Origin of the sequence: Nonlabens sp., assembly GCF_047636915.1 — a bacterium.
GTDB lineage: Bacteria > Bacteroidota > Bacteroidia > Flavobacteriales > Flavobacteriaceae > Nonlabens.
Genome location: NZ_JBLIGN010000090.1, coordinates 1 through 9,993, shown reverse-complemented (window position 1 = coordinate 9,993; position 9,993 = coordinate 1). Strand labels below are relative to the sequence as shown.

Annotated in this window: 14 protein-coding genes; 7 read left to right on the top strand and 7 right to left on the bottom strand. The window is 36.0% G+C overall.

Annotation, left to right across the window (positions count from 1 at the left end):
* From ACJAT0_RS11195 to ACJAT0_RS11175, 5 genes are all read right to left on the bottom strand, one after another.
* Positions 1-205, bottom strand: a 205-nt coding sequence (locus tag ACJAT0_RS11195) for a hypothetical protein (protein WP_415181719.1), incomplete at its 3' end; no start/stop codon positions are given.
* A gap of 358 nt (positions 206-563) precedes the next feature.
* Positions 564-725, bottom strand: a complete 162-nt coding sequence (locus tag ACJAT0_RS11190; RefSeq protein ID WP_415181718.1) for a hypothetical protein — start codon at positions 723-725, stop codon at positions 564-566.
* Between the two features lie 51 nt (positions 726-776).
* Positions 777-1,115 (bottom strand): hypothetical protein, encoded by a 339-nt coding sequence (locus ACJAT0_RS11185; RefSeq protein ID WP_415181717.1) that lies wholly within the window; start codon positions 1,113-1,115, stop codon positions 777-779.
* Between the two features lie 137 nt (positions 1,116-1,252).
* The gene (gene rnhA, locus ACJAT0_RS11180) at positions 1,253-1,732 is read right to left on the bottom strand and encodes a ribonuclease HI (RefSeq protein WP_415181716.1); all 480 of its coding nucleotides are present in this window, start codon (positions 1,730-1,732) and stop codon (positions 1,253-1,255) included.
* Positions 1,732-2,295 carry a phosphoribosylglycinamide formyltransferase gene (locus ACJAT0_RS11175; RefSeq protein ID WP_415181715.1) on the bottom strand — a complete coding sequence of 188 codons (564 nt, stop codon included), beginning with the start codon at positions 2,293-2,295 and terminating at the stop codon, positions 1,732-1,734. Before ACJAT0_RS11175 ends, rnhA begins: the two co-directional genes overlap by 1 nt.
* A gap of 158 nt (positions 2,296-2,453) precedes the next feature.
* On the opposite strand from ACJAT0_RS11175, the gene ACJAT0_RS11170 reads away from it, so the two are divergent.
* The 5 genes from ACJAT0_RS11170 to pyk all read left to right on the top strand — a co-directional run bounded on the left by ACJAT0_RS11170 (position 2,454) and on the right by pyk (position 6,841).
* Positions 2,454-2,690: an acyl carrier protein gene (locus tag ACJAT0_RS11170; RefSeq protein WP_015361896.1), complete on the top strand. Its 237-nt coding sequence runs from the start codon at positions 2,454-2,456 to the stop codon at positions 2,688-2,690.
* A gap of 10 nt (positions 2,691-2,700) precedes the next feature.
* On the top strand, positions 2,701-3,948 hold the full coding sequence (gene fabF / locus ACJAT0_RS11165; RefSeq protein ID WP_415181714.1) for a beta-ketoacyl-ACP synthase II: 1,248 nt from the start codon (positions 2,701-2,703) through the stop codon (positions 3,946-3,948).
* A gap of 18 nt (positions 3,949-3,966) precedes the next feature.
* Positions 3,967-4,701, top strand: a complete 735-nt coding sequence (gene rnc / locus ACJAT0_RS11160; RefSeq protein WP_415181713.1) for a ribonuclease III — start codon at positions 3,967-3,969, stop codon at positions 4,699-4,701.
* Between the two features lie 221 nt (positions 4,702-4,922).
* Positions 4,923-5,411, top strand: a complete 489-nt coding sequence (locus ACJAT0_RS11155; protein WP_374002170.1) for an IPExxxVDY family protein — start codon at positions 4,923-4,925, stop codon at positions 5,409-5,411.
* A complete protein-coding gene (gene pyk, locus ACJAT0_RS11150) occupies positions 5,411-6,841 on the top strand; it encodes a pyruvate kinase (protein WP_374002172.1) in 1,431 nt (476 codons plus the stop codon). Before ACJAT0_RS11155 ends, pyk begins: the two co-directional genes overlap by 1 nt.
* A 75-nt stretch (positions 6,842-6,916) precedes the next feature.
* Here pyk and ACJAT0_RS11145 read toward each other — a convergent pair whose 3' ends face one another.
* Together ACJAT0_RS11145 and dinB are read right to left on the bottom strand one after the other, a co-directional pair.
* The gene (locus tag ACJAT0_RS11145) at positions 6,917-7,420 is read right to left on the bottom strand and encodes a PAS domain-containing protein (RefSeq protein WP_415181712.1); all 504 of its coding nucleotides are present in this window, start codon (positions 7,418-7,420) and stop codon (positions 6,917-6,919) included.
* A gap of 45 nt (positions 7,421-7,465) precedes the next feature.
* The gene (gene dinB, locus ACJAT0_RS11140) at positions 7,466-8,554 is read right to left on the bottom strand and encodes a DNA polymerase IV (RefSeq protein ID WP_415181711.1); all 1,089 of its coding nucleotides are present in this window, start codon (positions 8,552-8,554) and stop codon (positions 7,466-7,468) included.
* Positions 8,555-8,611: 57 nt separating this feature from the next.
* On the opposite strand from dinB, the gene ACJAT0_RS11135 reads away from it, so the two are divergent.
* On the top strand, positions 8,612-9,286 hold the full coding sequence (locus tag ACJAT0_RS11135; protein WP_415181710.1) for an NAD-dependent epimerase/dehydratase family protein: 675 nt from the start codon (positions 8,612-8,614) through the stop codon (positions 9,284-9,286).
* A gap of 348 nt (positions 9,287-9,634) precedes the next feature.
* A partial coding sequence (locus ACJAT0_RS11130; protein WP_415181709.1) for a CYTH domain-containing protein occupies positions 9,635-9,993 on the top strand: 359 nt, incomplete at its 3' end.

Here is a 9,993-nt window from a genome sequence, read left to right as displayed (position 1 = left end):
TATTATCAAAATTATAATAATACCCACCTAATTGCGCACCTAAATTAAATTTAGATTCTTTATTCAATAAATAATTAGCATAATCTGCCGAATAATAAGAAGACACGTCATTACTCAGCCCTATGCCGATATGGAATCTGGTATCGCTTTGAGCAATTGATAATCCAGAAATCAAGAGTACTATGGAAAAAAGAACTGCTTTCATTTTATCATTATTTAACTTTAGATTTAAAACTTTTCCATTCGGAGGTTTTTTCCATTAACAATCTTTAAAAATCACACAGGTTAGCGTCAGATACGGCTGTACCACCTATTTTCTTTATAACTTGACCAACCTTCAAATTATCGCTATTGGTTTTTAAAATCATTAGTTTACTGTTTATAGCAATGGCAATATTTACCATTGTTCTCAGTTGCTTTAAAATATCTATTTTTAATTTATTCTTTAAAGGCTTGACATAAAATTTTTTATGTTACCCAAAGAATCCTTCACATTTCCAGAAAACTCTAAATGCTTTTGAGCAAAGCTTGTATTTGAAAAAATGAAAAAAATGAAAAAAACCTTACATGCGTGAACGGATAGCATCTGCTCCTTTTTTAAAATAAATTTGAGCTTCTTTGTACGCTTTTGTTTTGTCAGATTCAATTACATTCTTTTTAAAAGGTTTTTTATGTGATTCGATCTCACTTGCCGTAATAGTGGTTATTGGAGTTTTTACTTGCATTATTGAACTAGGTAATCCACTAAATACAATTGGTCCACCATTAAAATTTAATTACGTTGTGAACCAAAATTCTCTAGAAGTTGTATTCTTATATAACGATTTATCTTTATAAGTGATTAGTGCTTTGGTACAGTTATATCCTTGAATTAATTTAGTTTCACTAGTTGTATTACATCTAATCAGTTGATTATAATTGTGATTTATTGCAAATCCTCTATTATCATCAAATCCGTAGCTTTCCTTTAAGTTACCTTGTATATAACTAGATAGACCGATCATTTTCATATCCATATTAAACATAAAAGTATCGTCAATGGCCATCCCAGTCATGGGAGAAACGGTATACTCTCGTTCTTTGCTGCTGTTTACAATTATTTCTAAACGCGACATTCTTTCATCCATTTTGACAAAACCAAAACTACTTAGTCCTAAAAAAAAGCAAGAATCGGAAAAGGATAATTTTTTTGATAATGCTTGATTTTTAAATTCGGGATTAAGTAAAGTAACAAATTTATTAGCAAAAATCTTTAAAATAGGCCTTTCTCACCGGCTTCAAAACCTTCATCCACTAAATGATTGGATTTATCAAGCGCTGCATTTACAGCAAGAGCATCGCATCTTTCGTTTATAGGGTGATCATTATGTCCCTTGACCCATTGCATTTTAGGCTGCGTTCTATTATAAGCTTTTAAAAAACGTTTCCATAGATCTGGATTCTTAACATTTTTCCACTTGCGTTTGATCCAACCTGCCATCCAGTTTTTATTGATCGCATCGCTCACATAGCGACTGTCTGTAAAAACGGTAATTTTTACATTTTCTTTTTTTATTTTTTCAAGTGCTTCGATTACCGCGAGGAGCTCCATGCGGTTGTTAGTGGTCTTGCGGTAGCCTTGAGAGAATTCTTTTTTAAAATCCTGTCCTACGGCTATCATGACTATTCCATATCCTCCTGGGCCCGGATTACCACGAGAAGAGCCGTCTGTGTATATATGTACTTCCTCCATTATTGGAGTAATTCTTCAATAGTTGTAGCAAAATATTTCTGTTCTAAAACTTGAATTTTTGCGGCCAGATCTTCGGCGGTATCTTTTTTACCTATTGTGCAAGTTGCGTGCTTGATAATAGCGCCTTCGTCATAATTTTCAGTCACATAATGTATGGTAATACCGCTTTCTTTCTCTTTATTTTCAATAATTGCGCGGTGTACATTCATGCCGTACATGCCTTTTCCACCGTAATTAGGTAATAAAGCTGGATGAATGTTAATAATTTTATTTGGATGATCTTGAATTAAAAATGATGGGATTTTCCATAAAAAACCTGCAAGAACAATCAAATCAGGCTGTTCCTCGTTTAGAAGTCGTTGTACGTGTTCCGCTTTCGCGAAAGCAAATTTGTTAAAACTCATCACAGAAATACCAGCTTTTGTACCTCTTTCTAATACATAAGCTTGTGGTTTATTAGACAAAATTAACGATATTTTAACCAGATGAGAGTGTGCAAAATGATCAATAATCGACTGAGCATTAGTACCATTACCACTCGCTAGAATTACTATTTTTTTCATATCTGTATATGGGAGACTTGTTGTAAAGCCAGAGGTGAGTTCTTCCTTATTATAAAAATAAATTAAATTGCAAGTTAACTCAAATGACTAAAACATGGTATTAACTCAAAGTTTGTTATTTTTGCGTTTCATTCAAACAAAATTAAAATTAGATTATTATGTCAGACATTGCATCAAGAGTAAAAGCAATTATCGTAGACAAATTAGGTGTTGACGAAAACGAAGTTGTTACAGAAGCAAGCTTTACTAACGACTTAGGCGCAGATTCACTCGATACAGTTGAGTTGATCATGGAATTCGAAAAAGAATTCGATATCCAGATCCCAGACGATCAAGCTGAAAACATTGCTACTGTAGGTCAAGCTGTTTCATACATCGAAGAAGCAAAAGCGTAATTTATATTACATGGAATTAAAGCGAGTTGTCATTACAGGAATGGGTGCCCTTACTCCTATAGGGAATAACCTACAGGAATATTGGGAGGCTTTAAAGGCTGGTAAGAGCGGTTGTGCTCCTATCACTTATTTTGATACAGAACATTTCAAGACAAAATTCGCTTGTGAAATCAAGAACTTTAATGTGACTGATTTCATAGACCGCAAGGAAGCTAGACGCATGGACCGATTTGCCCAATATGCACTCGTTGCAGGTGATGAAGCTATAGCTGACTCTGGATTAGATACCAACTCTATAGATAAATATAGAGTTGGTGTGATCTGGGGTGCTGGAATAGGTGGTCTAGAAACTTTTCAAGAAGAAGTTAAAGCTTTTGCAACTGGAAACGGTGTGCCGCGTTTTAATCCCTTCTTTATCCCAAAAATGATAGCAGATATTGCCCCTGCTCATATTTCTATTAAATATGGATTTATGGGTCCTAATTACACAACAGTTTCAGCTTGTGCTTCCAGCGCAAATGCTATGTTAGACGCTGTTAACTACATCAAGCTAGGACATTGTGATGTTATTGTAACTGGTGGCTCTGAAGCTGCTATTGCTCAAGCAGGAATGGGTGGTTTTAATGCCATGCATGCCCTTTCTACTCGTAATGATAGTCCAAAAACAGCAAGCCGTCCATTTGATGCCACCAGAGATGGTTTTGTATTAGGCGAAGGTGCTGGTGCTTTAGTACTAGAAGATTATGAATATGCAAAAGCCCGAGGAGCAAAAATCTATGCGGAAGTTATAGGTGGAGGTTTCTCTAGTGATGCTTATCACATTACTGCACCAGACCCAGAGGGTCGAGGAGTTATTGCGGTAATGAAAAACACATTAAAAAACGCAGGAATCAATCCTGAGGATGTAGACCATATCAATACTCATGGCACTTCAACACCTCTAGGTGATGTTGCAGAGTTAAAGGCTATCAAAGCTGTTTTTGGGGAACATACGCCTCACATAAGTATCAACAGTACAAAATCCATGACGGGTCACTTACTAGGTGCTGCTGGTGCGATAGAGTCTATTGCTAGTGTAATGGCTATTCGAGAAGGAATTATTCCTCCTACGATTAATCATACCACTATAGATGAGAATATCGATCCTTCTTTACGATTGATATTAAACAAACCAGAATTAAGGGAAGTGAACGTTGCTTTAAGTAATACTTTTGGTTTCGGTGGTCATAATTGTTGCATTGCATTTAGAAAGATCTAATCTGATCTTTTCATTCCTATGAATAGAATTCGCAAAATATTTAAGTCTCGAGGGAAAACCCGCGCTAACGAGGAATTATCTACTGCGATTAAAAAAATGACTGGCTTAAAGGCCAAGAATATTTTAATTTACGAAACTGCATTTACCCATAAGTCAATGGGTTTAAAAACAGAAAAAGGGTTTGCTCAAAGTTATGAGCGTCTTGAATTTTTGGGGGATGCTATTTTAGGGGCTGTAATTGCAGAGTATATTTATAATGAAGTTCCTAGCGGTGATGAGGGGTACCTAACAAAAATGCGTTCTAAAATCGTCAGCAGGGAACATCTCAATGAATTAGGACTTGATTTTGGTCTTATCAAACATGCGCAGACGCAAGTACCAACTAGCAATTTTGGTGCAAATATTCACGGTAATTTATTTGAAGCACTAGTGGGAGCGGTTTATCTGGATCGCGGTTATAGCGTTTGTAAACATTTTATTTGTAAAAAAGTTATAGATCCCTACGTAGATCTCGAAAAACTGGAAGGAAAAGTTATTTCTTATAAAAGTCTACTTATTGAATGGTGCCAAAAACACAAAAAGAAATTTGATTACAACACTTACGAAGATACAGGAGCAGATGACGTACGTCACTTTGCAGTAAAACTAACCATTGATCAACGCATCATAGCAAAAGCTAGGGCTACCTCTAAGAAAAAAGCAGAAGAAAAAGCTAGTAAACGAGCTTTCTTTGCTTTACAAGATAAGTTTTAACCCCATATTTACAATCGGATAGCACCTTTGATGTGTATACCTCTCTATGTTTCTTTTTAACATCTAAAAAAGCGGCATAAAAATAGGGGCCTATCCTATCATATTATTAAAAAACTACATAAACTACTATCGTTTTCGTAATTATTAACCTGTATTTAAAATTAATGCACAGTAAAATAATTCTAGTCTTCTTAACTTAGCCAGATTAAACTTTTTTATAAATGGCCGTTCACAAATTAATGGATTGGGAATTAGAAGAAGAGCCTTATATATTAATGGCTATACATTCTACCATAGAATCCTATAGAATGGCATACTTGATAAACAAGCATTTGCATTTAAATTTTAAAAGAACAAAGGAAGATCAAGATGTGTTGCAACACACCTACACGGCAAATTATCCGGTGTATAAACATTTTGATCAAGAACAAAATGCCGCTTTCTATTTGATACCAAATAAATGTTGGGGTATTTCAAATCTAAAAACAACATCACAAGGTCTCTTTAATAATGAAGAGTCTTCTGATGTGAAAACGGTACTGATAAAAGAGTATGCAACCGTCGATTTCTTGCTAAAAGTTGAAAAAGACGAAAATTATTTTCCGCTTAAAAAATTACTAAATACCCTTGGGGAAATCCCTCAAGTCATAAGCGTCTATCAATTAGATACTTTTAAAATAAAACAACCTGATTATTTAATATTTGAGTAATGCCAAACACTAAAAAAACTAAAATCGTCGCAACATTAGGACCAGCAACTTCTACTAAAGAAGTCTTACTGGACATGATGAAAGCTGGCGTAAACGTATTCAGAATCAATTTCTCCCATGCAGATCATGAAGATGTGCGAGAACGAGTACAGATGATTCGAGACATAAATAAAGAACACGGCTATGCTACTGGTATTTTAGGCGATCTTCAAGGCCCTAAACTACGTGTAGGCGTCATGAAAGACGAAGTAGTTGTGCATCCTGGGGATCACATTACCATTTCCACTGGAAAACCTTTTAAAGGAACTGCTGAACGTGTTTATATGAACTATGAGCATTTTCCTCGGGATGTAAAAGCAGGTGAACTCATCCTTCTTGATGATGGTAAACTCATGTTTGAAGTCCTATCGACGGACGGAGTAAAAGATGTGGTTACTAAGGTAATTCAAGGCGGTCCTTTAAGATCTAAAAAAGGTGTCAACTTGCCTCAAACAGATATTTCCCTTCCTGCACTTACTGAAAAAGATGTGGTAGACGCCATATTTGCTTGTGAACTTCAAGTGGACTGGATGGCGTTATCATTTGTACGTCACAGCCGCGATTTAATGGAATTACAAGAGTTGATTAAAGAGCACTCAGAGTACAAAATTCCCATCATTGCTAAAATCGAAAAGCCAGAAGCCGTTGAGAATATCGATAAAATCATTGCGTATTGTGACGGATTAATGGTGGCTCGTGGAGATTTAGGTGTGGAAATTCCTGCACATGAAGTACCATTGATACAAAAGACCTTAGTTCTCAAAGCAAAAAAAGCACGTATTCCTGTTATTATTGCTACGCAAATGATGGAAACAATGATTACAAGTTTAACTCCTACAAGGGCTGAAGTGAATGACGTGGCTAACTCTGTAATGGATGGAGCAGATGCAGTTATGCTATCTGGAGAAACTTCTGTGGGTAAGTATCCCGTGCAAGTAATTGAGAAGATGTCTAGTATTTGTAGAGCCGTTGAAAACAGCGATTTAATCAAAGTGCCACATTCTGCGCCGCATATTAAAACAAAAAGGTACATCACAAAATCAGTCTGTCACCACGCAGCAAAAATAGCAGATGAAATGAATGCAAAAGCTATTACCACCATGACGAATTCTGGATACACCGCTTTCCAAATAAGCGCATGGAGACCAGCTGCACACATTCTTACCTTTACTAGTAATGAACGTATTTTAACACAATTAAGTTTGCTTTGGGGCGTAAAAGCTTTTTTCTATGACCGCTTTGTGAGTACAGATGAAACTGTAGAAGATGTAAATAAATTTGCAAAAGAAAAAGGCTTCGTGGAAAAAGGAGATTTCTTAATTAACCTGGTATCTATGCCAGTTGCAAATAAAGGAATGGTAAATACATTAAGAGTATCTGAAGTGGAGTAACACCGGTTAATTCGATGGTATACAATTTATTTGCAAACCGTTTGTTGAAAAACAAACGGTTTTTATCATTTAGGATTATAGAGAGTAAATTTGCTCAAAAGCAATGTAATGAGATAATTTACCTGAACCATTGTATATAGGAAAAGCATGGATTTCACAACCGTATAGATTTCCATCTCTATCATAATTTACCAACCTGCTGTGAAAAGGAACCTCTTGATCAATTGCTATTTTCAACAAATACTTACAATTTACGTTAGTCTCCTCTCCTTGAAGAAAGCTAGGCGTCTGACCTATCACCTCTTCTTGCTTATAGCCAGTCATTTCTTCAATATTAGAAGAAGCTGCACAGATATTTAACTTAAGGTCAACTAGTACGATGCTGTAGCCGTCAAAATGACTGTAACTATCCATAAAATAATTAAAATGCCAATTATTTTCAACCGCGATTTTATCCAAATCGTTAAAAATATTAGGCTCCATATCCCACAGCAACAATTTAACTATATCCCAACATAACAATGGAGTAGTTTTAAGTTCATTGTGTATAATAGTGAATTGCGAATCTTGTAAACTCATAGATTTCAAAGTTATTCAAAAAAAACAGACTCAAAAGTTAATGTTTTAGAACGCAAATCCCAGCTGAACTTCAACAAAATCTACCTCTTCCTCTTTAACCGTATTCAAATTACTTAGTGTAATCCCAAGCAGGCGTACACTTTCCCGAAAACCTTCTTGTTCCATAAGCGCAACAGCTGTATTCAAAATGGTTTCTTTATCTCGTATGAAGTAAGGCAATGTCTTGCTTCTAGTTTGCGTTTTAAAATCGCGGTATTTAATTTTAAGCGTTACTGTTTTACCAGCAACATTTGTTTTTGAAATGCGTTTTTCAATCTCCTCAGCTATTTGAATAAGACGCTCTTTCATAAAAATTTCACTTGATATATTTTCAGAAAATGTGCGTTCTGCACCAAGAGATTTTCTGATTCGATCTGCTTTTACCGGACTTTTATGGATCCCACGTACAATTTTATAATAATGTGCTCCACTTTTACCAAAATTCTCTGTAAGAAAGTCTAGAGACTTTGCTTTAAGATCCTTACCATTGAAAATACCAAATTGATACATCTTCTCAGCGGTAACTTTTCCTATTCCATGAAACTTACGGATGTCCAGTTCTTCTAGAAAAAGAAGGATCTCTTCTGGTAAAATAGTTTTCTGACCGTTGGGCTTGTTGTAATCACTGGCTATTTTGGCTATAAACTTATTGACTGATATCCCAGCACTTGCAGTTATACCGGTAACTTCATAAATGCGCCTTCTAATCTCATAAGCAATAATCGTAGCACTAGGAAAGTTGTATTTATTCTCGGTTACATCCAGATACGCCTCATCTAGTGATAAAGGCTCTACTAAGTCTGTGTAGTCCTGGAAAATCTCTCTTATCTGTACAGATACCTCTCGATACCTGTCAAATCTGCTCTTTACAAAAATAAGGTCTGGACACAATCTTTTTGCTGTAACGCTGGCCATCGCACTGCGCACACCATATTTACGAGCTTCATAGCTAGCAGCCGCAACAACGCCTCGATCACTACCACCACCTACCGCAATAGGTTTCCCTCTTAAGTCTGGATCATCATGCTGCTCAACAGAGGCATAGAACGCATCCATGTCCACATGAATTATTTTTCGATCTGCTAGTTCGTGCATGTTTCAAAATTACTACCTTTAGCTAAGAAAACCTTATCTGTTAACATACTTACCTCCATGAATTTTACTGCACTAATTATAGGCGCCACTGGCCTAACAGGAACCATTTTACGCTCTCAACTGCTGGAAGATGCGAGCTATGATAAAGTAGTTACGCTTTCGCGAAAGCAGATACAAAACACACACCCAAAACACGTTAATCACCTTGCTGATTTATTTGATCCTATTACCTATATGGAATATCTCAAAGGAGACCATCTTTATATATGTACGGGAACTACACAGGCAAAAACACCAGATAAAAAGGAGTATTACAGAATTGAACATGATTTACCGCTGGAAGTGGCTACAGTAGCCAAAGCAAATGGAGTCCATAAAATCATCGTTGTTTCCGCTATAGGGGCAGACCCAGATAGTAAATTCTCTTATAATCGAGGTAAAGGAGAGATGGAGCGAGATCTAGAGGCTTTGGGATTTAAAGAAAACTATTTTGTCCAACCATCACTTATAGGAGGCAAACGAGATGAAAAAAGACACTTTGAAAGTCTTTGGAAAAAAATTCAAAAACTCATAGACCCACTATTTTTTGGTTCCCTTAAAAAGTACCGTACTATAGAACCAGAAACTATTGCGAGTGCTATGATTTATATGGCGGTACATGGTTATGAGAAATCTAGAATTGAAAGTGATGAGCTTATCGAAGTCGGCAGTCGCAGTTCTCTGTCGCAGTAAAAAACAGCTGACCTGTAAAGCACCTTTCCCTATTCCCTGATAATTTGTTAAGACAAATTTCTGGAATGAAAAGGTGGACAAATTGAAGCTTACAGAAATTTGGTCGGAAAGGTAAAGCGATGCTATAACCCATTGAAAGCTATTATAAACCCTAAATTATGGAGTAGATTTAGGCAATGCCAACATAAATAGTTGGTATGTCAAGTCCTAAAAGCTCTACGGCATTACTAACAGATCCCAGACACATTTGAAACATGATTTTAAGAATTAATTGAAGCTACAAAACACGATATTTTCTGGGATGACCATCCAAACAAATTCATATCTTGCGCAATATCTAAATCTCCCATGACCGAAATAGAATGTAAATTTCTGATTAAAAACACTGATTTCCTTAAAGGAAAAACAGGAATACGCATCACGCAGGGGTATTTATCTACTGATAAAGAAAGAACGGTACGTGCACGCATCAAAGGAGAAAAAGGATTTATAACTATTAAAGGGAAATCTAACGACAGCGGTCTTTCTCGTTATGAATGGGAAAAAGAAATAGACCTTCAAGAAGCACAAGAACTTCTAAAACTATGTTTGCCTGGCGTTATTGATAAAACCAGATACGAAATCATCATAGAAAACCACATTTGGGAAATAGACATTTTCCACGGAGAAAACAACGGACTCCTCCTTGCTGAAATTGAACTGCAATC